The sequence below is a fragment of the Microbacterium sp. NPDC056057 genome (genome assembly GCF_042266945.1).
In the GTDB taxonomy this organism is placed as follows: domain Bacteria; phylum Actinomycetota; class Actinomycetes; order Actinomycetales; family Microbacteriaceae; genus Microbacterium; species Microbacterium trichothecenolyticum_C.
The window spans coordinates 379,258-403,135 of record NZ_JBHJWS010000001.1; the positions used below are offsets into that span (position 1 = coordinate 379,258).

At 71.1% G+C, this 23,878-nt stretch carries 19 protein-coding genes; 14 read left to right on the forward strand and 5 right to left on the reverse strand.

Annotated elements, in window-relative coordinates:
* Nucleotide 1: 1 nt before the first annotated feature.
* Together ACFC1K_RS01665 and ACFC1K_RS01670 are read right to left on the reverse strand one after the other, a co-directional pair.
* Nucleotides 2-982, reverse strand: coding sequence for an ABC transporter permease (locus ACFC1K_RS01665; protein WP_375870168.1), 981 nt, complete (start codon nucleotides 980-982; stop codon nucleotides 2-4).
* Nucleotides 979-2,331 carry a glycine betaine/L-proline ABC transporter ATP-binding protein gene (locus tag ACFC1K_RS01670; RefSeq protein ID WP_375870169.1) on the reverse strand — a complete coding sequence of 451 codons (1,353 nt, stop codon included), beginning with the start codon at nucleotides 2,329-2,331 and terminating at the stop codon, nucleotides 979-981. The genes ACFC1K_RS01665 and ACFC1K_RS01670 overlap by 4 nt, the downstream gene beginning before the upstream one ends.
* Nucleotides 2,332-2,780: 449 nt before the next feature.
* Between ACFC1K_RS01670 and ACFC1K_RS01675 the strand changes: the two genes are divergently transcribed.
* From ACFC1K_RS01675 to ACFC1K_RS01685, 3 genes are read left to right on the forward strand one after another with little or no spacing between them, the layout of a single operon-like run.
* Nucleotides 2,781-3,173 (forward strand): GntR family transcriptional regulator, encoded by a 393-nt coding sequence (locus ACFC1K_RS01675; protein WP_375870170.1) that lies wholly within the window; start codon nucleotides 2,781-2,783, stop codon nucleotides 3,171-3,173.
* Nucleotides 3,170-4,084 (forward strand): ABC transporter ATP-binding protein, encoded by a 915-nt coding sequence (locus ACFC1K_RS01680; protein WP_375870171.1) that lies wholly within the window; start codon nucleotides 3,170-3,172, stop codon nucleotides 4,082-4,084. Before ACFC1K_RS01675 ends, ACFC1K_RS01680 begins: the two co-directional genes overlap by 4 nt.
* On the forward strand, nucleotides 4,081-4,776 hold the full coding sequence (locus ACFC1K_RS01685; RefSeq protein WP_310286992.1) for a hypothetical protein: 696 nt from the start codon (nucleotides 4,081-4,083) through the stop codon (nucleotides 4,774-4,776). Before ACFC1K_RS01680 ends, ACFC1K_RS01685 begins: the two co-directional genes overlap by 4 nt.
* A gap of 77 nt (nucleotides 4,777-4,853) precedes the next feature.
* Here the strand turns inward: ACFC1K_RS01685 and ACFC1K_RS01690 are convergent, their stop codons facing one another.
* Complete coding sequence (locus ACFC1K_RS01690) at nucleotides 4,854-5,147, reverse strand: chorismate mutase (RefSeq protein ID WP_045302127.1); 294 nt, start codon at nucleotides 5,145-5,147, stop codon at nucleotides 4,854-4,856.
* A gap of 134 nt (nucleotides 5,148-5,281) precedes the next feature.
* Between ACFC1K_RS01690 and ACFC1K_RS01695 the strand changes: the two genes are divergently transcribed.
* The 3 genes from ACFC1K_RS01695 to ACFC1K_RS01705 all read left to right on the forward strand — a co-directional run bounded on the left by ACFC1K_RS01695 (nucleotide 5,282) and on the right by ACFC1K_RS01705 (nucleotide 9,510).
* Nucleotides 5,282-6,514 carry an AI-2E family transporter gene (locus tag ACFC1K_RS01695; protein ID WP_375870172.1) on the forward strand — a complete coding sequence of 411 codons (1,233 nt, stop codon included), beginning with the start codon at nucleotides 5,282-5,284 and terminating at the stop codon, nucleotides 6,512-6,514.
* 159 nt (nucleotides 6,515-6,673) lie between these two features.
* Nucleotides 6,674-8,281, forward strand: coding sequence for a LuxR C-terminal-related transcriptional regulator (locus ACFC1K_RS01700; protein WP_375870173.1), 1,608 nt, complete (start codon nucleotides 6,674-6,676; stop codon nucleotides 8,279-8,281).
* A 137-nt stretch (nucleotides 8,282-8,418) separates the two neighbouring features.
* Complete coding sequence (locus tag ACFC1K_RS01705) at nucleotides 8,419-9,510, forward strand: flavin-containing monooxygenase (RefSeq protein ID WP_375870174.1); 1,092 nt, start codon at nucleotides 8,419-8,421, stop codon at nucleotides 9,508-9,510.
* Between the two features lie 251 nt (nucleotides 9,511-9,761).
* Here ACFC1K_RS01705 and ACFC1K_RS01710 read toward each other — a convergent pair whose 3' ends face one another.
* Entirely contained in the window at nucleotides 9,762-10,958 is a 1,197-nt protein-coding gene (locus ACFC1K_RS01710; protein ID WP_375870175.1) for a lactonase family protein, read from the reverse strand.
* 1 nt (nucleotide 10,959) lies between these two features.
* The gene (locus ACFC1K_RS01715; RefSeq protein WP_310244384.1) at nucleotides 10,960-12,246 is read right to left on the reverse strand and encodes an adenylosuccinate synthase; all 1,287 of its coding nucleotides are present in this window, start codon (nucleotides 12,244-12,246) and stop codon (nucleotides 10,960-10,962) included.
* A 200-nt stretch (nucleotides 12,247-12,446) separates the two neighbouring features.
* Here ACFC1K_RS01715 and ACFC1K_RS01720 point away from each other — a divergent pair, with 200 nt between their 5' ends.
* From ACFC1K_RS01720 to ACFC1K_RS01755, 8 genes are all read left to right on the forward strand, one after another.
* Complete coding sequence (locus ACFC1K_RS01720; protein ID WP_375870176.1) at nucleotides 12,447-13,670, forward strand: LLM class flavin-dependent oxidoreductase; 1,224 nt, start codon at nucleotides 12,447-12,449, stop codon at nucleotides 13,668-13,670.
* The gene (locus tag ACFC1K_RS01725) at nucleotides 13,667-15,028 is read left to right on the forward strand and encodes an NtaA/DmoA family FMN-dependent monooxygenase (RefSeq protein WP_375870177.1); all 1,362 of its coding nucleotides are present in this window, start codon (nucleotides 13,667-13,669) and stop codon (nucleotides 15,026-15,028) included. Before ACFC1K_RS01720 ends, ACFC1K_RS01725 begins: the two co-directional genes overlap by 4 nt.
* Complete coding sequence (locus tag ACFC1K_RS01730) at nucleotides 15,025-16,908, forward strand: FAD/NAD(P)-binding protein (RefSeq protein ID WP_375870178.1); 1,884 nt, start codon at nucleotides 15,025-15,027, stop codon at nucleotides 16,906-16,908. Before ACFC1K_RS01725 ends, ACFC1K_RS01730 begins: the two co-directional genes overlap by 4 nt.
* Nucleotides 16,909-17,239: 331 nt before the next feature.
* Nucleotides 17,240-18,856, forward strand: coding sequence for an ABC transporter substrate-binding protein (locus ACFC1K_RS01735; protein WP_375870179.1), 1,617 nt, complete (start codon nucleotides 17,240-17,242; stop codon nucleotides 18,854-18,856).
* A 38-nt stretch (nucleotides 18,857-18,894) separates the two neighbouring features.
* On the forward strand, nucleotides 18,895-19,851 hold the full coding sequence (locus ACFC1K_RS01740; RefSeq protein ID WP_375870180.1) for an ABC transporter permease: 957 nt from the start codon (nucleotides 18,895-18,897) through the stop codon (nucleotides 19,849-19,851).
* A gap of 11 nt (nucleotides 19,852-19,862) precedes the next feature.
* Nucleotides 19,863-20,834, forward strand: coding sequence for an ABC transporter permease (locus ACFC1K_RS01745; protein ID WP_375870181.1), 972 nt, complete (start codon nucleotides 19,863-19,865; stop codon nucleotides 20,832-20,834).
* Nucleotides 20,831-22,474 (forward strand): dipeptide ABC transporter ATP-binding protein, encoded by a 1,644-nt coding sequence (locus tag ACFC1K_RS01750; RefSeq protein WP_375870182.1) that lies wholly within the window; start codon nucleotides 20,831-20,833, stop codon nucleotides 22,472-22,474. Before ACFC1K_RS01745 ends, ACFC1K_RS01750 begins: the two co-directional genes overlap by 4 nt.
* Nucleotides 22,471-23,850, forward strand: a complete 1,380-nt coding sequence (locus ACFC1K_RS01755) for a M20/M25/M40 family metallo-hydrolase (RefSeq protein ID WP_375870183.1) — start codon at nucleotides 22,471-22,473, stop codon at nucleotides 23,848-23,850. Before ACFC1K_RS01750 ends, ACFC1K_RS01755 begins: the two co-directional genes overlap by 4 nt.
* The last annotated feature ends 28 nt before the right edge of the window (nucleotides 23,851-23,878 follow it).

Genomic DNA, 23,878 nt, shown 5'->3' on the forward strand with positions numbered 1-23,878 from the left:
GTCAGGCCGGGACGGGCTCGGGTCGCTCGGCCGGAGCCTCCGGGCGCGTGGGCCCAGCTCCGGCCTCGGCCTGCTCGGGCTTCGGGGTCGCGGATGCCGGGGTGGCAGCATCCGTGTCCGCGTTCCTGACGGTCGTGGCACGCGGCGTGCGGGCACGCGGCTGGGAGAAGCCCGACGTGACTCTGTCGAGGATCATCGCGAGGATGACGACCGAGAGGCCTGCTTCGACGCCGAGGCCGATGTCGATGCGGCTGAGGCTCTGCACGACCTGGCCGCCCAGGCCGCCGGCGCCGACCATGCCCGCGATGACGACCATCGACAGGCTGAGCATGATGACCTGGTTGACGCCGGCCATGATGCTCGGCAGGGCGAGGGGCAGCTGGATCTGGCGCAGGATGCGTCCGGGCGAGGCACCGAAGGCGTGGCCGGCCTCGACGATCTCGGGGTCGACGCCGCGGATGCCGAGCTCGGTGAGGCGCACGCCGGGAGCGAGCGCGAACGCGATGGTCGCGACCATGCCCGGCACGGGGCCGACGCCGAAGATGAGCATCGCGGGGATCAGGTAGACGAACGCGGGCATCGTCTGGAGGAAGTCGAGCACCGGGCGCAGGATCGCCGACACGCGATCGCTGCGGGCTGCCCAGATGCCCAGCGGCACGGCGATGGCGATCGCCACGACGGCGGCGAGGATCACGAGAGCGAGCGAGTCCATCGCGTTGGACCATTGCCCGACCGCGACGACCACGAGCAGGCCCAGTGCGCTGCCGACGGCGAGCACGAGGCCCCTCGACCAGTACGCGAACGCGGCGATCACGAGGATGACGGCCCAGAACGGCGGGGTCGACAGCGAGGCGTCGAGCCAGTCGTAGAGCCCGCGGAAGATCACGGCGACGACGTCGAAGAACCCGCCGAGCGCGTCGATCACCCAGCGGACGCCGGTCTCGACGACGTCACCCAGCGGGAGGCGGATCAGGTCGTTCATCGCAGGGCTCCTTCCACGGCGGCGTGTTCGTGGGCGCCGACCTCCGTCGGCGGCGCCGCGCGGCCGGCCGGCACGGCACCCGTCTGGTCGACGACTTCGAGGGTCTCGGTCATGACGCTCGCCGGGACGGTGGCGGGCACGTCGATGATCGGGTTCTCGCGGGTCACCGGCGGCACATCGCCCAGCGCCGCGAGCAGGGTCACGCGGGGGATCGTGCCGACGAGGCGTCCGGCGTCGTCGATGACGGCGACGGGCACGGGGCTCTCGACCGCGCGCTCGACGACGTCGGTGAGCGGATCGTCGATGTGCACAGCCGGCCGGCCGTTGCGCACGAGCGAGCGCAGGTCGGTGCGGCCGTCCTTGACGGCGCGGATGACCGCGCGGTCCGTCACCGAGCCGAGGAAGCGCCGGTTCTCGATGACCGACACGGAGCCGACCTGCAGGTCGCGCATGACACGCAGCGCGCCACGGACGCCGGCGCTCACCGGCGTCGTGGCGACCGGCGGACCCATGACCGAGCCGGCGGTGAGCACACGGGCGCGGTCGACGTCCTGCACGAACTGGGCGACGTAGTCGTTCGCCGGGTCGGTCAGGATCTCTTCCGGCGTGCCGTTCTGCACGATGCGGCCGTCGCGCATCACCGCGATGCGGTCGCCGAGGAACATCGCCTCGTTGAGGTCGTGCGTGATGAAGACGATCGTCCGACCGAGCTCGCGCTGCAGCTCGATGAGCTGCTCCTGCATCTCGCGCCGGATGAGGGGATCGAGCGCCGAGAACGCCTCGTCCATGAGCAGGATGTCGGTCCCCGACGTGAGCGCCCGGGCAAGGCCCACGCGCTGGCGCATGCCGCCCGAGAGCTCGTCGGGCATCGCGTCGGCGCGATCGCCGAGGCCGACCTTGTCGAGGATCTCGCGCGCCCGCGCGCGGCGCTCGTCGCGTCCGACGCCCTGGATCTCGAGGGCGTACGCGGCGTTGTCGAGCACGGTGAGGTGCGGCAGGAGCGCGAAGTGCTGGAACACCATCGAGATGGAGCGCTGACGGATGCCCCGCAGCGCTTTGGCAGAGGCCTTGGTGACGCTCTGCCCCTGCACGAACACGTCGCCGGCGGTCGGCGGCAGCAGCCCGTTGAGCATGCGCAGCACCGTGGACTTGCCCGAGCCCGACAGGCCCATGATCACGAAGATCTCGCCGGGCTGCACGGTGAAGCTCGCGTCGATCACGGCGGCCGAGCCCGCATCGGCGACGTCGGCGCGCGTCGCGCCGGCACGGAGCCGCTTGACGGCGTCCTTGGGATTGCGTCCGAAGACCTTGAAGAGATTCCTCGCCTCGATGGCAGGCGGAACGGTCACTGTGCACCTCGGCAGCTCCGGTGCAGGAGCTGCATCGGTCGCGCCCGGGTGGCGGCCGTTCCTGCAGCGGATGTCGGACCCGCGCCGCGGCCGCCGACCATACGCTCACCGGTCTGACGCTCAGGCATCACCGGAGACCGCGGACTGGTCGGGAGGGGCCCGTGACGGGCCTCAACCACCGTTTCATGCGGCCGCATGGGCTGCAAATTCGACACCGATCGGCCGTTTCGGTACCTCGCGCACGCGCGATAGCACGGCTCGGCGGCTCCGGGGCCGGTCGTCGAGACCGGGGATCCTCACCGAGACCTGGGGCGAAGTCCCCGGTCCCGGCCGATATGCCTTGACTCGGCGACCGGGAGGCAACCGAGGCCGCCGCGCAGACGGGGGTTGACGGCATCCACGTTCCATGGTTACTTAGTCAAGTAAGTAACCGACCAAGCGGAGTTGAAGTGATCGAAGAAGGCCGGGCGCTGTTCCTCCAGATCGCCGAGAGCGTGGAGGACGCGATCATCGACGGCAGCCTCGCCGAAGAGGCGCAGGCGCCGTCGACGAACGAGCTCGCCGCCTTCTACCGGATCAACCCCGCCACCGCCGCGAAGGGAGTCGCGATGCTGACCGACAAGGGCGTGCTGTACAAGCGGCGCGGCATCGGCATGTTCGTGGCGCCGGGTGCGCGCGAACTCCTGATGAACGAACGCCGCACCGCATTCGCCGACCGCTTCGTCGAGCCGCTGCTCGCCGAGGCCCGCAAGCTCGGGCTCGGGCCCGAAGACCTGGAACTGCTCATCCGCGACCGCGCCGGGGCGCACGTCGCGACCACCACGGAAGGGACCGCACGATGACGACCGGGAACCACGTCATCGAGGTGAAGAATCTCACCAAGCGCTACCGCGACGTCGTCGCGGTGGACGACGTGAGCTTCACCATCGAGAAGGACACCATCTACGGCCTGCTCGGCCGCAACGGCGCCGGCAAGACGACGGTCATGTCGATCCTCACGGCGCAGAACTTCGCGACGTCGGGCGACGTGCGGGTGTTCGGTATGCAGCCGTACGAGAACGTCAAGGTGCTCTCGCGCATGTGCTTCGTACGCGAGAGTCAGAAGTATCCCGACGACGCACTGCCGAAGCACGCGTTCGGGGCCGCGAAGCTCTTCTTCCCCAACTGGGACGACGAGCTCGCCGCGCAGCTCATCGACGACTTCCAGCTGCCCCAGAAGACGCGCATCAAGAAGATGTCGCGCGGACAGCTCTCGGCGGTCGGCGTGATCATCGGCATCGCCTCCCGCGCCGACATCACGTTCTTCGACGAGCCGTACCTCGGCCTCGACGCCGTCGCGCGGCAGATCTTCTACGACCGGCTGCTCGAGGACTACACCGAGCACCCGCGCACGGTGATCCTCTCGAGCCACCTCATCGACGAGGTGTCGAACCTCATCGAGCGCGTGCTCGTCATCGATCAGGGACGCATCGTCATGGACGAGGCGACCGATGCCGTGCGCGACCGCGCCGCGAACATCGTGGGCGACGTGAGCGCCGTCGACGCGTTCGTCACCGGCCGACAGGTGATCCACCGCGAGAGCCTGGGGAACGTGGCATCCGTCACCGTCCTCGGCGCGCTGTCGCTGGCAGACCGCGAGCGGCTCGCGGCCGCCGGCCTCGACGTCGCGCCGGTCTCGCTGCAGCAGCTGATCGTGCGCACCACCCAGAACGCGACCGGGTCCGCGGCGTCCGAGGAAGGAGCACTGCGATGAACCGCACCGTCAACGTCGTGCGCATGCAGCTGATCAACAAGCAGACGTTCGTCTGGGTGCCGCTGATCGTGCTCGGCGCCTCGTTCGCGATGTCGATCGCGATCTACGCGATCCTCAACTCGTCGGGTCTTCCCGGTCCCTTCTACGGCGGCGGCTCGCAGGCCCCGTTGTGGGTGCTGCTGTTCGTGGGGATCTCGTCGCTGACGCTGACCTTCCCGTTCTCGCAGGCGATGAGCGTCACGCGCCGGGAGTTCTTCTTCGGCACGATGCTCGCCGCGGCGATGTGCGCGGCGCTGCTGGCGGTGGTGTTCGCGGTCGGCGGGCTGATCGAGGAGGCGACGAACGGCTGGGGCATCAACGGGTACTTCTTCGCCCTGGACTGGGTCGTCGAGGACGGCGCGCTCGGCGCGGCCTTCTTCTACTTCGTGATGGCGATGCTCATCTTCATGCTCGGGTTCTGGTCGGCGACGGTCTACAAGCGGTGGGGCGCGCTCCTGCTGACCGTGATCTGGGTCGGGGTCGGCGTGCTGCTGCTCGTCGCGATCTGGGCGATCACGCGCTTCGAGGCCTGGGGCGAGGTCGTCTCGTGGCTGGTCGGCCTGGGCGCCGTCGGCCTCGCGGCGTGGGGCCTGGTCCTGACCCTCGTGCTCGGCGGGATCTCCTACCTCACGCTCCGGCGCACGGTGCCCTGATCAGACCACGGAAACGGATGCTGCCACCCGGCGTGATCGCCGGGTGGCAGCATGTATGTTCCACGTGAAACGGAAGTTCAGCGGGAGTCGGCCGCCTCGGTGTGGTGACGGATGACCTCGGCGACCACGAAGTTGAACCACTTCTCGGCGAAGGCCGGGTCGAGGTCGGCCTGCTCGGCGAGGCTGCGCAGGCGCGCAGTCTGCTGCTCCTCGCGGGCGGGGTCGGAGGCGGGCATGCCGTGCTCGGCCTTCAGGTGGCCGACCTGCTTGGTCGCCTTGAAGCGCTCGGCGAGCAGATACACCAGAGCGGCATCGATGTTGTCGATGCTGCTGCGCAGCCGGGCCAGCGTCGTCGTAGGGTCTTCGGTCATGGCGCTCCTTCTCGCCCCTCGACGATACCCGAGCGACAGGGCGCCTCCGGCGGGATGACGTGGGCTCACGCGATCCGCATGAAGTTGCCGCGCGCACCTCGTCGCGCGCACTCCCCAGTCCTAGAGTGTGTCCCATGACCGATGCCTCGCCCACCCTCGGTGCCACCGCAGCCGAGGCTGCTGAACCGCTGTCCGTCGACGCTGCGGCGGGCACGGACACCCAGACCACCACGTCCGCGTCCGCCAACGGCACCGCCGTGGACACCGCAGCCGAAGACGCCCCGGTTTTCACCGGCGAGGCGCCCGCGGGCAAGACGTTCTGGGCGAACCTCAACAGCCCGTTCCGATTGGGTCTGGTGCTGACCCTCGGCGCGCTTGCGGCGGTCGCCCTCGGCCTGGCGTTCTGGAACCTCTCGACGATCATCATCTACGTCGTGTTCGCACTCTTCGCCGCTCTGGGTCTCGACCCCGTCGTCCGGTGGTTCGGCCGCCACAACGTCTCGCGGCCGTGGGCGATCGTCATCGTGTACACCGCGTTCGCACTCGTGCTCACGGGCATCCTGCTGCTCGTGGTGCCGACCCTGATCAAGCAGATCAGCGCGTTCTTCACGGATCTGCCGACCACCATCGCGAACTTCCAGAAGTCCGACTTCTACGGGTGGCTCACCGACACGTTCGGCTCGCAGGTGGGTCAGATCACCGACCAGGTCGAGAAGTTCCTGACCAACCCCGCGAACATCGCGGCCATCGGCGGCGGCGTCGTGAACTTCGCCGTCAGCGTGGGAACGACCATCTCGGGCCTCATCATCGTGCTGGTGCTGAGCCTGTACTTCCTCGCGGGACTGCCCAACATGAAGGTCGCGTTCAACCGCTTCGTCGCGGCGCGCAACCGCAAGAAGGCCGCGGCGATGACCGACCAGATCACCGACTCGATCGGCGCCTACCTGATGGGCATGGTGGTGCTGGCGTTCTGCAACTCGGTCGTCGCGTTCCTTCTGCATCTGTTCCTGGGGCTGCCGTTCCCGGCCCTGATGGGTGTGCTCGCCTTCCTCATCACGCTGATCCCGCTCATCGGTTCGGTGCTCTACTGGCTGACCGCCACGACGCTCGCCCTCTTCACCGGCTGGGTGCCCGCGCTGATCTTCGCGATCATCTACCTCATCTACATGCAGCTCGAGGCGTACGTCCTGACCCCGAAGGTGATGAACAAGGCGATCTCCGTTCCCGGCGCCCTCGTCGTGATCGGCGCGATGGTGGGCGGCACGCTGCTCGGCCTCCTCGGCGCGCTCGTCGCGATCCCGGTGACGGCGTCGATCCTCCTCATCATCAAGCAGGTCTTCATCCCCAAGCAGGACGCCAAGATCTGACCCTCCGAGCAGCGTGCCCGCGTCGCGGGCACGCGAGACCGCACGAACGCACCGAAGCGCGGCATCCGCCGGTGCTGTCGTGCGGTCTCGTCACGAGGGGCGCGCGCCGGGCGGGGCGCAGGGCTTGTCGGCGCCCCCGGCCGCGCCCATACTGTGCGCATGGCGATCCGGGAGGCCGGCGTCGTGGACTGGACGGGCCGGTACGAGGAGCTCACCGCACGCGAGGCCGCACTTGCCGGCGATGAGCTGGACGAGCTCGGCCAGGCGGCGTGGTTCGTCGGCCGCGACGACGTCTCGGTGAGGGCGTGGGAGCGAGCGCACCTGCGCTACCTCGACGACGGGGATCTCGCCGCGGCGGTGCGGTGCGTGTTCTGGCTCGGCTTCACCCTGAGCGAGCACGGCGACGAGGTGCGCGCCGGCGCCTGGATGGCCCGGCTCATCGAGCTGTGCGGGCGCGCCGACGCCACGCCCGCGACCGACGCCGCCCGCGCATTGTGCGTCGCCGTCGGAACGTTCGCACGCGGCGAGGTGGCAGCATCCATCCCGCTCTTCCACGCGGCGATCGAGAGAGCGGATGCTGCGGCCGACGCCGACGGCGTCACCCTGGGGACCATGGGGCTCGGCCGCGCGCTGCTGGCGACCGGGCGCATGGAGGAGGCGTTCGCCGAGATCGATCGCGTGATGCTGCTCATCGCCGATGGCCGCGTGAGCGACCGGGCGGCGGGCCCCGCGTACTGCGCGGCGATCGCGAGCCTGCTCGGCCGCGGCGACATCGAGCGCGCCCGCGTGTGGACGCGCGAGCTCGGCGACTGGTGCGACGCACAGCGCGGGCTCGAACCGTTCCGCGGCGAATGCACGCTTCACCGGGCGGGCGTGCTGCAGCTCGGCGGTGAGTGGGAGGCGGCGGCGAGCGCGATCGATGACGTGTGCGCGACCGAGAAGCGCGGCGAGACCCTGGCGAACGCGTGGTACCGCGCCGCGGACCTGCACCGGGTCGCCGGGCGATCGGGACCTGCCCGCGAGGCGATACGCCGTGCCGCGTCCCTCGGCCGCGAAGTGCAGCCCGGGCTGGCCCTGCTCCACCGCGACACGGGAGACCTCGGCGGCGCATGGGCGGGGCTCGAGGCCGCGCGCACGACCCCGCACGAACCGGTGATGCGCGCCGAGATGGCGGCGGCGGCCGTGCGAGTGGCACTCGACCGCGGACGTCTCAGCGATGCGGCGGCCGCGGCAGACGACCTGAGGGCATGCGCGACGACGTTCGACACCCGCTACCTGCGGGCGCTGTCGTCGCGGGCAGACGGCGAGGTCGCCCTGGCGGAGGGTCGTGCCCCCGAGGCGCTGGCGCTCCTGCGCGCGTCGTGGGCGGCATGGCGGCGGCTCGACGCACCGTACGACGCTGCCCTCACGCGCATCTCGATCGGCGCCGCGATCCGCGACATCGGCGACGCCGAGGGCGCCGAGCTCGAGTTCGACGCGGCACGCGGGGTGCTCGAAGGGCTCGGCGCGATCCCCGATCTCGCGCGCCTCGAGCGCGTCGCCGCGGCGCGGGGCGCAGCATCCGATCCCGGACTCAGCCGGCGCGAGCGGGAGGTGCTCGCCCTCGTCGCTCGCGGCTGGTCGAACCGGCGCATCGCCGAGCACCTGTTCCTCAGCGAGCGCACGGTCGCGCGGCACGTCGGCAGCATCCTCGCGAAGCTCGGGGTGCCGAGCCGCTCGGCGGCCACGGCCTATGCGTTCGAGCATGGCCTGGCCGTCGCCACCTGAGCCCCCGGCGTGGTCCTCGATCGAGGATCCGCGACGACTCAGACCGAGGGTGGACGGATGCTGCGGCCCGCGGAATTGGTCATTTCTGCCGATGCCGGCCCGGCCACCCCCTCCTACCGTGAGGTCAGGAGGTCATCATGGACACCACAACACTCGACACCGTCGTCATCGGCGCGGGGGTCGCCGGTCTTCACACCGCACGTCTGCTCGCCGCCCGCGGCGTGGACTTCGAGATCATCGAGGCCGCTGATCGCGTGGGCGACACCTGGCGGGAGCGCTATCGCTCGCTGCGGCTCTTCACGCCGCGGCGCTGGGCGGAGCTGCCGGGCATGCGCCTCGACATCGGATTCTTCGAATACCCGACGGGCAACGGGTTCGCCGACTACCTCGAAGGCTGCGCCGCCACGATCGGCGCACGGGTGCGGCTCTCGACCCGCGTCGACCGGCTCTCGCTCGAGCCTGACGGCAGGTTCCGGCTCGCGCTGTCGACCGGCGAAGAGGTCATCGCGGCGCACGTCGTCGTCGCCGCGGGCGCGCATCATGTGCCGATCGTCCCGCCGTTCGCCGGGGAGCTCGACCCCGCGATCCATCAGCTGCACTCCCTCGACTACCGCGGTCCCGAGGACCTCGGGCCGGGATCGGTGCTCGTCGTCGGCGCGGCCAACTCGGGCACCGACATCGCGCTCGAGGCGGCAGCATCCGGTCATGAGACCACGATCTCGGGGCGCAACCCCGGCCAGATCCCGCCCGACATCGACACCCCGATCGGCAATCTCACGTCGGGACTGTTCCTGCGGCGGCTTCGTGCGACGACGATCGACACCGAGCGCGGGCGTGCGTTCCTGGCGGCGAATCGGGGCCACGGCGTCAACCTCGTGCGCAACAAGACCCGCGACCTCGTGAAGGCGGGGATCGCGCAGGTCGCCCGCGTGGCCGGGGTGCGCGACGGGATGCCGCAGCTCGAATCGGGCGAGACGCTCGACGTCGCGAACGTCGTGTGGTGCACCGGCTCGCTGCCGGACTTCGCCTGGATCGACATCCCCGGAGTGCTGAGCCCCGAAGGAGTCGCGCACCGGCGCGGAATGGCCGACGCCGTCCCCGGACTCGCCTTCGTCGGCCTGCCGTTCCAGTACTCCGTGATGTCGCCGACCCTCGTCGGCATGCGCCCCGACGCTGAGTACGTGGTCGAGCACCTGCTCGCCCCGGCACCGGTGCCGCAGGCCGCCTGACCGCCCCACGTCACGCGCGCGCCCACCTTCTCCCCGAACGAGACGACACGAACGCACCGCAGCGCGACTCCACCCAGGTGCTGTTGTGAGGTCTCGTCACGTTTGGCGCACCGACGCCGCGGCAGGGCGACGAAAGGTCCCCCACCCTCCTGCATGCGAGACCACACAAACGCACTCAGAGGTGTCTCCACCAGGTGCTGTTGTGAGGTCTCGTGCCGATCGCTGAGCTGCAGGCGGCCCGCCGCCGGGAGTCAACGCACGGGGAGGAGGCAGGTCGGCGACGGCGCTTCCGTGCGGTGCCGCACGCGGCCCGGAACCCCCGTGCGCACGTCGAGCGTGAGCGACGCGACCTCGTTCGACAGCTGCCCGGCGACGAGCAGGATGTCGCGGACCACCACGTGGTGCCGCGGCCAGTCGACGCCGGCGTCGACGAGGGCGACCGGTTCGACGTACTCCCCGGCGCCCCGCACGCGGAGCGTCGCGAGGGTGTTGCTGCCGCGCACGCCGGCGTAGAGGAACTCTCCGTCACGCGACGCGGCGAGCTCGGCGGCGCTGTCGCCCGGGAGGGTTCCGGCGCCCAGCGGCGTGCCGCCCACGAGGCTCCACGTGCCGTCGACCGCCGGCACGAGCACGAACAGCTCGCACGAGAACTCGGTCACGACGTAGAGATGCCCGCTCGGGTGCCACACCATGTGCCGCGGCCCACTGCCCTGCGGCAGCGCGACCTGCTGCACCTGACGCAGCCCGTTCGCGCCGTCGCGCCAGAACCGCACGACGTCGTAGCCGAGGTCGGTCGTCGCGATGAGCCCGCCCGGCAGGAACGCCGCCTGGTGCGCACGGGAGGGACGAACAGCGGATGCCTCGTCCCCGCCGCCCGCTGCCGGCTCGGCCTCTTCGCGGTCGTGGCCGGGCACGAGGTGCGCGTACTCCTCGCCGGCGGCCTCGCGCAGCGCACGCGCGGCCGCGGCGAGGTCGATGTCGCCGGCCCGTTCCGCCGCGCCGTCGGGTCCGTAGGGGTCGGTCGCCGCCGGAGCGATCGCCGGCGACGAGGGACGGCCCGAGGCATCCAGGTTCATGCGGACGACGCGTCCGTCGCCCCAGCAGCTCGCGATCAGGAAGCGACCATCGGGCGACACGGCCACGTGGCACACCGCCTCACCGGCGGCGACGGGGGCACCGAGCGGCGCGAACGTCGCCTCTCCGGTGCGGCGGAACGCCTGCACCTGCTGCCGCGCTTCGAGCGCCGCATACACGACGTCCCCCGGCGCCACCGTCAATGAGCCGGGATGCGCCGCCAGCCACGACGGCGAGTCGGTCGTCGCGACCTCGCCGGCGAACGCCAGCGCGCCGCCCGCGGAGGCGTCGTCGGCGGCGCCGGCGAGCAGCATCCCGAATCCGGACGCGCTGCCGCCCATGTCGGCGGTGTACCCGCCCAGCCAGAACCTCACGTCAGTCGACGAGGTCGTGGCGCACGATCACGGCGTCGCGGGCAGCGCCCACTCCGATCACCGAGATGCGCGTGCCGCTCATCGCCTCGAGCGCGAGGACGTACTCCTGGGCCTCGCGCGGGAGCTCGTCGAAGGTGCGGGCCCCCGAGATGTCCTGCTTCCAGCCGGGGAAGTACTCGAGGATCGGCTTCGCGTGGTGGAAGTCGGACTGGTTCACGGGGACCTCGTCGAACCGCTCGCCCTCGACGTCGTACGCGACGCAGACCGGGATCTGGTCGAGGCCGGTGAGGATGTCGAGCTTGGTCAGCACGAGGTCGGTGATGCCGTTGATGCGGGTCGCGTAACGCGTGATCGGCGCGTCGTACCAGCCGACGCGGCGCGGACGGCCGGTCGTGGTGCCGAACTCGAAGCCGCGCGAGCGCAGGAAGTCGCCGTTCTCGTCGAACAGCTCGGTCGGGAACGGTCCCGAGCCGACGCGCGTCGTGTACGCCTTCACGATGCCGACGATGCGGTCGAGGCGGTTGGGTCCGACGCCCGCGCCGGTCGCGGCGCCACCGGCGGTCGCCGACGACGACGTGACGAACGGGTAGGTGCCGTGGTCGACGTCGAGCATCGTCGCCTGGCCGCCCTCGAAGACGACCACGTCGCCCGCGTCGAGGGCGTCGCCCAGCAGGAGCGACGTGTCGGCCACCATCGGGCGAAGACGCTCGGCGTACGACAGCAGGTCGTCGACGATCTCGTCGGCGGTGATAGCGCGGCGGTTGAAGATCTTGACCAGCAGGTGGTTCTTCTGGTCGAGCGCGCCCTCGACCTTCTGGCGCAGGATGTTCTCGTCGAAGAGGTCCTGCACGCGGATGCCGACGCGGTTGATCTTGTCGGCGTAGGCCGGGCCGATGCCGCGACCGGTGGTGCCGATCTGGCGCTTGCCGAGGAAGCGCTCGGTGACCTTGTCGAGCGTGCGGTGGTACTGCGTGATGATGTGCGCGTTCGCACTCACGCGCAGGCGCGAGGTGTCGAGACCGCGGGCGTGCAGCGCCTCGAGCTCGTAGAAGAGCACCTCGAGGTCGATGACGACGCCGTTGCCGATCACGGCGTTCACGCCGGGAGACAGGATGCCGGACGGCAGCAGGTGCAGCGCGTACTTCTCGTCGCCGATCACGACCGTGTGGCCGGCGTTGTTGCCGCCGTTGAACTTGACCACCCAGTCGGTGCGCTCACCCAGGAGATCGGTGGCCTTGCCCTTGCCCTCGTCTCCCCACTGGACTCCGACGATCACGATGCCTGGCATGGGCTACTCCCCCGTTATCGGACGGTTACACCCCATCCTATCCGGATGCTTCGTTACGCCTTCTGGCGCCGCGAGTCCTCCCGTGACGACCGGGGTTGGACGCACGCACGACCCCGCGGGAATCGTGAGGAGCGGATTCCCTCGTGCGAAGAGGCCGCACGCGACGCAGGTCGCGTGCGGGGCTAGAAAGGACAGTTCCCGTGACCGATCAGGTTCACCTCGCCGTCGCCCTCGAACGGGCCGGCTGGCACCCCGCCGCGTGGCGCGAGGCGACGGCCCGCCCGCACGAGCTGACGTCGGCGCGCTACTGGCGCGACCTGCTGCGCACGGCCGACGACGCCGGCATCGCCCTCGCCACCATCGAGGACGCCCTCGCGCTCACCGACCGCTTCGAGCCCGCCGAGGGACTCCGCCGCGACCGCGTCCGCGGCCGGCTCGACGCCGTGCTCATCGCGTCGTACGTCGCGCCCCTCACGCGCCGGATCGGCCTGGTGCCCACCGTCACGACGGCGCACCCCGAGCCGTTCCATGTCGCCACCGGCATCCAGACGCTCGACTTCGCCAGCCGTGGCCGCGCCGGCGTGCGGCTGGTCGCGGGCGCATCCGCCGCCGAGCGGGCCAACTTCGGCCGTCGCACGTCCGGGGTCGACGCGATCCCCAGGTCGGGCCGCGTCGAGGACTCCCCCGAGATCCTCGCCGCGTTCCGCGAGGCGGGCGAGTTCGCCGATGTGCTGTCGCGCCTGTGGGACTCCTGGCAGGACGACGCCATCATCCGGGATGCCGCGGCAGGCCGCTTCCTCGACGCCGACCGCGTGCACAACATCGAGTTCGAGGGCGAGTTCTTCTCGATCACCGGCGCGTCGATCGTGCCGCGGTCGCCGCAGGGTCGCCCCCTGATCACCGTGCTCGCCCACCAGACGGTGCCGTACCGCCTCGCCGCCGAACACGCCGACGTCGTGTTCATCACACCCCACGTCGAGGGCGGGCGTCCCGGCTTCGCTCTGCCCGGCATCCTTTCGGAGCTGGATGCTGCCGCCGACGACCTGCGCACGGGCGACGAGCCGCTGCGTGTCTTCGCCGACCTGCTCGTGCTGATCGAAGACACCGAGGCCGCCGCGCGCGAGGCGCTGGCGCGACTCGACGAGTGGGACGGCGAGCAGCTCACCTCCGACGCACGTGTCGTCGTCGGCACGCCCGGCGATGTCGCCGACGCTGTGCGCGAGCTCGCGGCGCAGGGCGTCGACGGCGTGCGCCTGCGCCCCGCGCGCCAGCCCGCCGATGTCGTGGCGATCGCCGACCAGGTCGTGCCGCTGCTGCGCGCGACGGGCACCCTGCGTGAGGACGACGCAGCGGCGTCGCTCCGCGCCCGCCTCGACCTCGCCCGCCCCGAGAGCCGTTACGTCCGAGAGAAGGTCGCGCTGTGAGCCGTCCCCGCCAGATCCACTTCGCCGCGCACTTCCCCGGCGTCAACAGCACCACCGTCTGGACCGACCCGGCGGCGGGCAGCCAGATCGATTTCTCGTCGTTCGAGCACTTCGCCGCGACGGCCGAGCGTGGGCTTTTCGACTACGTCTTCCTCGCCGAGGGCCTTCGCCTTCGCGAGCACAAGGGCCGTATCCACGAGCTCGACGTGCTGGGCCGCCCGAACACGCTGTCGATCCTCGCGGCGGTCGCGGCGATCACCGAGCACGTCGGCGTCGTCGGCACGCTCAACACGACGTTCAACGAGCCCTACGAGTTGGCGCGCGAGCTCGCGACCCTCGACCACCTGTCGGGCGGCCGCGCGGGCTGGAACGCCGTGACGAGCTCCGATGCCTTCCACGGCGCCAACTTCCGCCGCGGCGGCTACCTGAACCATGCCGACCGCTACGAGCGGGCCCGTGAGTTCGCTGCACTGGCGAAGGAGCTGTGGGACTCGTGGGGCGAAGGCGACGTGCGCGCGGATGCCGCAACCGGCGTCTTCCTCGACGACGGCGTCCCCGCGCAGGTGCGCCACACCGGCCCACAGTTCGACGTCGACGCCCTGTTCGACGTGCCCCGCTCTCCGCAGGGCCGCCCCGTCATCGTGCAGGCCGGCGACTCCGCCGACGGGCGCACGTTCGGCGCCGAGCACGCCGAGGTGATCTTCTCGCTGCACCAGGAGTTCGAAGACGCCCGCGCGTTCTACGACGACGTCAAGGGCCGGCTCGCCGGCTACGGACGCGAGGAGGACGCCCTCAAGATCCTCCCGGCGGCGACGTTCTCCCTCGGCGACACCGACGCTGACGCCCGCGAGCGCGCCCGCGAGGTCGCGCTGCAGCAGGTGCGGCCCGAGGTCGCGCTCACGTACGTGGAGCAGGTGTGGGGCCGCGACCTGTCGGGCTACGACCCCGACGGCCCCCTTCCCGACGTCGATCCCGACACCGGGTCGGAGACCGCGCGCGGCTGGGCGAACCGGCACGCAGCGGTCCGGGCTCGGATCGCCAAGCTTCGTGAGCTGTCGGAGACCGAGGGGCTCAGCATCCGCGAAACCGTCATCCGCCTGACGGCCACCCCGACTTTCGTGGGGACGCCCGCGCACATCGCGGCCGAGATCGACCGCTACGTGCAGGAGCGCGCGACGGACGGCTTCACGATCGTCGGGCACCTCACGCCGCACGGGCTCGACGAGTTCGCCGAGCGCGTCGTACCGCTGCTGCAGGAGCGCGGCTCGTACCGGCAGTCCTACGAGGCGGGCGCGACGCTGCGCGATCTGCTCGGCCTTCCCGCGCCGGTCGCCGCACCGGCACTCGCGGCCCGATGAGCGACCGCGCGCGCCTGCTGTTCGTCGGAGCCGGCCCCCGGGCGATCATGCTCCTCGAACGCGTCCTGGCGCGCGCGGACGAGCACACGCTGCTCGACATCGACCTCGTCGACCCGCATCCCCCCGGTGCCGGCCGCATCTGGCGACACGCGCAGTCGCCGCTGCTCAAGCTCAACTCGATGACCCGCGACGTCACCGTGTTCACCGACGAGAGCTGCACGATCGAGGGGCCGGTGCGCTCCGGCCCCTCGCTCAGCGAGTGGCTGGAGCTGTGGCGGGCGGGCGACCTGCCCGACGTCGACCTCGACGAGCTCTCGGAGGCCGAGGCGCGGGCGCTCACTCCCGAAGGCTTCCCGACACGGCGCCTGCACAGCCACTACCTCGACTGGTTCTTCCGCCGCACCGCGGCGAGCGCGCCGGAGGGCGTGACCATCCGCCTGCACACCGACACGGTGACGTCGGTGCGGACTCTGTGGTCGGGGCGGCACGCGGTTTCGCTCGCGAGCGGTCGAGAGATCGAGACGGATGCTGTCGCCTACTGCCTCGGCCACACCGAGCGCGAGCCCGACCCGGCGTCGGCAGTGCTGACGGCGGCGGCGCGGCGCGGCGGGCTCGTCTACGTGGGCCCGGCGTTCACCGCGGACGCCGACCTCTCGGCGCTGGCCGCGGGTGCCGATGTGATCGTGCGGGGCATGGGCCTGGCGGCCGTCGACCTCGTCGTGCTCCTCACCCAGGGCCGAGGAGGGCGGTTCGACCGGGTCGCCGACGGGTCGCTGCGTTACGTGCCGTCAGGCCAGGAGCCGCGACTGCACCTCGGCTCGCGACGCGGGGTGCCGTACCGATCGAAGGTGACGTCGACGCTGCAGGGCTCGCCCCCGCAGCGGGACGTGCTGACGCCGGACGTGATCGCCGCGCTCGTCGACACGGGCCGGCCGATCGACTTCGACCGCGACGTATGGCCCCTGGTCGCCGCCGAGCTGCTGCACGGGCATTACCGCGAGCTCTTCACCGGGCATCCGGAGCGGGTATCGGCGACGTGGGACGAGTTCCATCCGGTGCTGCGCGCGCACGCGTGGGACGACCCCGCGCTGGGCGACGCGATCGCCGCCGTCGTGCCCGACCCACTGGACCGGTTCGACGTCGCCGCGTTCGACCGGCCGTTCGCCGACGCGGAGTTCGCCGACGCCGGCGACGCTCACAGCCGGGTGCGGGCGCACATCCGCGACGACCTCGAACTGCGTACGACGCAGGAGCGGAGCCCCGCACAAGGCGTGTTCATCGCCGCTCTGCTGTCGTTCATGGCGCTGGCGGAGATCCCCAAGGAGCGCTTCACGGCGCGATCCCGCGCCTACACGCTGCCCGTCCGCTGGCACACCTTCTTCAGCTACCTCGCGAGCGGTCCGCCCCCGCACCGGCTCGAGGAGCTGCTCGCCCTCGCCGATGCGGGAGTCGTGCGCTTCCTCGGGCCCGACGTGGACGTGGTCGTCGAGCCGCGCGGGTTCGCCGCATCCAGTCCCCGTGTGCCGGGTGAGACGGTCGCCGGCGCCCTCGTCGACGCGTGGCTGCCGGCCGCCGACGCGGAACTCAGCACCAATCCGGCGCTGCGCGAGCTCGCGACCGTGCACGGCAGCGTGCTGCACGTGACGGATGCCGAGTACTCGGGCTCGCTCGGACGCGTCCGCGTCGCCGACGACGGCCGGGTGCTGCGCCTCGACGGCGCGCCGCACGCCACTCTGTTCGCGATCGGCCCCTTCACGTCGCAGACCGAGGCCGGCGCCTTCACCCGTCCCGCGGCGAACTCCCTGTCGCTGCGCCAGACCGACGTCGTCGCGGGCGCGATCGCCGCACATCTCGGCGTCGCGGTGCCCGTCGCGCCGTAGCCGGCGTCCCGGCCTCGGCTCCGCCCTCCCGCCGCCGCTCCTCTGTTCCGCAGTCACCTTTTGCGGGTGCACGGCCCACGAACCCGCCAAACGTGACTGCGGAGCCTCCACGCCGCGGGCTCCGCAGTCACTTCGGGTCGCGGATAGGGCGCGGGACCCGCTCGAGGTAACTGCGGAACATGACGCCGGATGACGGCGCGTGACCGTGCGCGACCGACATTCACGCCGCGTGACATCCCCGATCGAGGCCTGCGGGACCTCTCCGGGACGCTGAATCCACGAGCCCGGCACCCCGCCGGGGCTCGTCCGCCACAGCTTCTGGAGACCCCCAATGTCGTTCACCCGACCCCGTACCGCCGCGCTTGCGGCGATCGGCGTCGTCGCGCTCGCGCTCACCGCGTGCGCGACCGGCGCCGGCGACGCCGCACCCACCGCATCCGCCGAGGCGGAGCCCGTCACGGGCGGCAACCTGACCTTCGCGATCTCGGTCGACAGCCAGTGCATCGACCCACAGCAGGTCGGCAACAACGACGCGATCGCGATCGCCCGCCAGACCGTCGCGTCGCTGACGATCCAGGACCCCGAGACCGGCGACATCCTGCCGTGGCTGGCCACCGACTTCGAGGTGAACGACGACGCCACGAGCTTCACGTTCACCCTGGAGGACGGTCCCACGTATGCCGACGGCGAGCCCATCGACGCGGCATCCGTCAAGACGAATTTCGAGGCCATCCAGGCGCTCGGCGCGAAGGCGAGCCTCGGCTCGTCGTACCTCGCCGACCTCGAGAGCATCGAGGTGCCCGACGAGCACACGGTCATCGTCAACTTCTCGGAGCCGAGCGCGCAGTTCCTGCAGGCGACCTCGACGTTCTCGCTCGGCCTGCTGTCGCCCGCGACGGCCGCGGTGAGCCAGGCGGATCGCTGCCTCGGCGACTACATCGGCTCGGGTCCGTTCTCGGTGCAGAGCTACACGCCCAACGAGGGCGCCGTGCTCGAGCGCCGCGAGGGCTACGAGTGGGGCCCGTCGACGGCCGCCCACACCGGCGAGGCCTACCTCGACACGATCACGTACAAGGTCGTGCCCGAGTCGGGCAACCGCACGGGCAGCCTGCAGTCGGGTCAGATCGACGCGACCACGGGCATCGCGACGGCCGACGCCGTGCTGTTCGAGGGCGAGGACTTCTGGTCGCTCAACCGCGCCAACCCCGGCTCGGTCTACAACCTGTACGCGAACCAGTCGACCGACAAGCTCGCCGACGAGAACGTGCGCCTGGCGATCCAGAAGGGCATCGACCGAGAGCAGATCACGTCGACCCTCCTCGGCCCCGACGACGTGCCCGCCGTGTCGCCGCTCGCCTCGTCGACGCCGTACTTCACCGACCTGAGCGACGTGCTCGAGTACGACCCGAAGGCGGCCGCCGAGCTGCTCGAGGAGTCCGGCTGGACCGAGGGCGATGACGGCATCCGCGAGAAGGACGGCGAGAAGCTCAGCTTCCACGTCACCTACTGGCAGTCGCCCAAGGAGGTGCTCGAGCTCGTTCAGCAGCAGCTGCGTCAGATCGGCATCGACCTGCAGCTGACCTTCGCGAGCATCGCCGACGTGCAGGCCGCGAACGCCGACGGCACCTACGACTTCTCGTACGGCAACCTGACGCGGGCCGATCCCGACGTGCTGCGGACCGTCTTCTCGGTGAGCGGCACCAACAACGCGACCAAGCGCACCGAGCCCGCCGAGATCGACGAGCTGCTCGACGAGCAGGCCGCGATCATCGACCCGGCCGAGCGCCAGAAGGTCGTCGACGAGGCCGCCGAACTGCTCATCACGGGCGGCTACTCGATCCCGATCTACCAGCTGTCGACCACCATCACGGCCGCGTCGAAGGTGCAGGGCCTCGGCTTCGAGGCCTCCAGCCGCCTGGACTTCTACGACGCCTGGATCGCCGAGTAAGCCCGTACGGGCGCAACGAAAGGGATGAGGAACGAATCATGTGGGGTCGATACATCGCCCGGAGGATCGGGCAGGGCGTCATCGTCCTGTGGGCCGCGTACACGATCTCGTTCCTCATCCTGTACCTGCTGCCGGGCGACGCCGCGACGCTGTTCGCGGGCGGCGGCGACCAGGAGGCCATCGATCCCGAGCTCGTGGCGCAGCTGCGCAGCGAGCTCGGGCTCGACCGCCCGCTGTGGGAGCAGTACCTCGTCGCGCTGGGCAAGGCGCTGACCGGAGACTTCGGGGTGTCGACGCAGACCGGGCGCCCGGCATCCGATCTCCTCCTCGAATCGCTCCCCCCGACGCTCGCGCTGACCGCCTTCGCGTTCCTGGTGTCGGTGGTCTTCGGCGTCGTCCTTGCACTGTCGGCGTCGCTCGCCCGCGCGCAATGGCTGCGCAACCTGCTGTCGTCGCTGCCGCCGCTGGGCGTCTCGATCCCGGTGTTCTGGATCGGGCTCCTGCTTCTGCAGGCGTTCTCCTTCCGCATCCGCCTCTTCCCCTCGATGGGCAACGAGGGCTTCGAGAGCCTCGTGCTGCCCGCGATCACGATCGCCATCCCCTCGGGTGCCTTCATCGCGCAGCTGCTGTCGCGGAGCCTCCGCTCGACCCTCGCCCAGCCGTACGTCGAGATCGTGCGCGCCAAGGGCGCGAGCGAGCGCCGGGTGCAGCTCGGCCACGCGTTCCGCAACGCCGCGATCCCCTCGCTCACGATGGTCGGCGTGCTCATCGGCGGCCTGCTCTCGGGTGCCGTCGTGACCGAGACCGTGTTCTCGCGCCTCGGAATCGGACGCCTCGTCGTCACCGCCGTCAACAACCGCGACGTGCCCGTCGTGCAGACCGTCGTCGTCTTCGCCGCCCTCGTCTTCGTGGTCGCGAACCTCGTCGTCGACCTCGTCTACCCCCTCATCGACCGCCGCATCACGCTCGCCCGCACGGCGTTCGTCGCCGCCTGACAGGAGCCGCCATGACCGTCGAGAACGTGCTCTCCCCGCCCGCGCGCACCCTCGAGCCGCACGATCCGTTCCTCGAATCGATCGTCGACCCCGACGCCGATCCGTCGGGCAGCCCTCACGCTGCTTCTCTTGATGAGACGGATGCTGCGACCCGCCGCTCCGCGCTTCGCCCGGTGATCGCCGTGCTGAAGCAGCCCACGCTCGTCGCGTCGATCCTCGTGCTCGCCCTCGTGACGCTGTGGGCGCTCGTGCCCTCGTGGTTCACGGCGTGGGATCCGATCGTCGGAGTTCCCCAGGACCGGCTCCTGCCGCCGAGCCCGGAGCACCTCTTCGGCACGGACAACCTCGGTCGAGACCTGTACGCCCGCGTCGTCTACGGATCCGCGACGTCGCTGGCCGCGACCTCGGTCGCCGTGATCGTCGGCCTCGCGGTCGGGTCTCTGTTCGGCCTTCTGGCGGGCTTCCTCCGGGGCTTCGTGGACGACGCGATCATGCGCTTCATGGACGTGCTGCTCGCGATCCCGAGCCTGCTGCTGTCGCTCGCCCTCATCACGGCGCTCGGCTTCGGCACGCTCAACGTCGCGATCGCGGTCGGACTCGCGAGCATCGCCTCGTTCTCCCGCGTGATGCGCGCCGAGGTGCTGCAGATCGCCACCGCCGTCTACGTCGAAGCCGCGCACGTGTCGGGCGTGCGCTGGTACACGGTGCTGCGCCGTCACGTGCTTCCGAACGCGTCGGGCCCCGTGATCGCCCTCGCCGCCCTCGAGTTCGGCGTCATGGTGCTGGCGATCTCGTCGCTGTCGTTCCTCGGCTTCGGCGCACCGCCGCCCACGCCCGAGTGGGGCTCGCTCGTCGCGGGAGGGCGCGACTATCTCGCCGTCGCGTGGTGGCTCACGACCTTCCCGGGCCTCGTGATCGTCGCCGTCGTGCTGTCGGCCAACCGCGTCTCGCGCGCCCTCGAGCGCAATGGAGGAATCCGATGACCGCGCTGCTGGAGGTGTCGAACCTTTCGGTGTCGTACACGCTGAGCGGCGAATCGCGGCCGGCCGTGCGCGACGTGAGCTTCACCGTGGACCGCGGCGAGGTCGTCGCGATCGTCGGCGAGTCGGGCTCGGGCAAGAGCACGACCGCACACGCGGTGATCCACCTCCTCGCCTCGAACGCGTCGGTGGACGCCGGCTCGATCGTCTTCGACGGCACCGACCTCACCGGGCTCTCGCGTCGCGCGTGGCGCGAGGTGCGGGGTCGTGCGATCGGGCTCATCCCGCAGGACCCGACGACGAGCCTGAACCCCGTCAAGCGCGTGGGTCGCCAGGTCGGCGAGCCGCTCGTGATCCACGGCCTCGCCACGCGCCGCGGCGCGGACGCCCAGGCCGTCGAGCTGCTGCGTCTGGCCGGGATCGGCGAACCTGAGGCACGCGCCAAGCAGTTCCCGCACCAGTTCTCGGGCGGCATGAAGCAGCGCGCGCTCATCGCGACGGCGCTGGCCGCCGAGCCGAAGCTCGTGATCGCCGACGAGCCGACCAGCGCCCTCGACGTGACCGTGCAGAAGCAGATCCTCGACCACATCGACACGCTGGCGTCGACGCTCGGCACCGCCGTGCTGCTCATCACGCACGACCTCGGCGTCGCCGCAGACCGCGCCGACCGCATCATCGTGATGCAGAACGGCGAGATCGTCGAGACGGGCGCCGCCCGCGAGGTGCTCGAGAATCCGCAGCATCCGTACACCCGTGCGCTCATCGCCGCGGCGCCCGGACTGCGCGGCGGGACGGCGCGCGTGTCCGAGCGACCGCTGCGGACGGAACCGGATGCTGCGTCCCCGGCACTCCTCGAAGTCACGGGTCTCCGCAAGGAGTTCCCGCTGCCCGGCCGCGAGAAGCTCCTCGCCGTCGACGATGTCACGTTCCGCGTCGACCGCGGCGAGACGCTCGCCATCGTGGGCGAGTCGGGGTCCGGCAAGAGCACCACGGCGCGACTGGCGCTGCGGCTCGAGAAGCCGTCGGCGGGCAGCATCCGTTTCGATGGCACCGATCTCGTCTCGGCGAGTCGTGAAGAGCTTCGCGCGCTGCGCCGGAGGTTCCAGCTCGTCTACCAGAGCCCGTTCGCGTCGCTCGATCCGCGCTTCACGATCGGTGAAGTCATCGACGAGCCGCTGCGCGCGTACGGCATCGACAAGGCCGAGCGGGCGCGCCGCGTGCGCGAGCTGATCGACCAGGTGGCACTGCCGGCGGGCACGGCCTCGCGGCGACCGGCCGAGCTCTCGGGCGGCCAGCGGCAGCGCGTCGCGATCGCGCGCGCTCTCGCGCTGCGGCCCGACCTCGTCGTGCTCGACGAGGCGGTGTCGGCGCTCGACGTATCGGTGCAGGCGCAGATCCTCGACCTCCTCGCCGCGGTGCAGCGCGACGTCGGAGTGTCGTACCTCTTCATCAGCCACGACCTCGCCGTGGTCCGCGAGATCTCGGACCGCGTCGCGGTGATGCAGCACGGCCGGATCGTGGAGCAGGGCGCGACCGCGCAGGTGCTCAGCGCGCCGCGCGAGGAGTACACCCGACGGCTCATCGACGCGATCCCGGGGTCGACGCTGTCGGCGCCGGTCCTGGCGGAAGGGGCGGTCGCATGAGCGTCCGGGGAACATTGGCCCAGCAGACGACCGAGCTGCTGCAGGAGCTGATCCGCAACGCGGCCGTCAACGACGGCACGCCCGACTCCGGGCACGAGCACCTGCAGGTGCGCACGCTGCAGCGCTTCTTCGAGGGCTCCGGGCTCGAGGGCGTCGTCGTCGAGCCGCATCCGGGCCGCCAGTCGCTCATCGTGCGCATCGAGGGCACCGATCCGAGTGCGCCGTCGCTCGCGCTCGTCGGGCACACCGACGTCGTGCCCGTCGAGCCGTCGGGCTGGTCACGCGACCCGTTCGCCGGCGAGATCGTCGACGGCGTGCTGTGGGGCCGCGGCGCGATCGACATGCTCAACCTCACCGCCGCGTACGCCGTGGTGACACGCGCGATCGCGACCGGCGGATTCCGGCCGCGCGGCGACCTCGTCTTCGCGGGCGTCGCCGACGAGGAGAACGGCAGCCGCTTCGGCGTCGGCTGGCTCACCGAGCACCGCCTCGACCTCATCGACGCCGACTACGTGCTCACCGAATCCGGAGGTGCGCACGCCGGGTCACTGCCGCACCTCGGTGTCATGGTGGGCGAGAAGGGCGGAGCCGGACGGCTCCTGCGCGTGACCGGGGCGCCCGGTCACGGCTCGGCGCCGTGGGGCTCGCGCAACGCCGCGGTCATCGCGGCCGAGGCCGTGACCCGCCTCGCGCGGCATCGCGGCACCACTGTCATCACGCCGCAGTGGCGCGCGTACGCCGGGGCGCTCGACCTCGACCCTGAGACCCGGGCCGCGCTCACCGACCCCGACCGGTTCTACGAGGGCCTGCCGCACCTCGGCACCCTCGACGGGTTCGCGCACGCCTCGACGCACACCACGATCTCGCCGACCATCGTCCGCGCCGGAGAGAAGGGCAACGTCATCCCGGGCACCGCGACCGTGCAGCTCGACATCCGGATCCTCCCCGACGTCACGCGGGATGACGTCGAGGGACTCATCCGCGACGCACTCGGCGACCTCATCGAGCACATCGAGATCGAGGGCGACTGGTTCGGCGAGTCGACGCTGTCGCCCATCGACACCCCGCTCTTCGACGCGCTCGGCAGCGCCGTGCGCCGCGCGTACCCCAGTGCCGAGCTGCTGCCGATGCTCGGCGTCGGCGGCACCGACGGGCGCTTCTACCGTCGCCGCGGCATCCCGGCCTACGGGTTCGGGGTGCTCAGCGAGCGCTGGGACTACGGCACCTTCCGCCGGCTGTTCCACGGCAACGACGAGCGCATCGACCTCGACTCGATCGCGCTCACGGTCGACGCGCTCGACCACGCCGTGCGCACGTTCCACGCCGACACGAGCACCGCGAGGCGCACCCGCGTCGCGGAGCCCGCGACCGCCTGAACGCGGGTGCGGCGCGGGCCGCAGCATC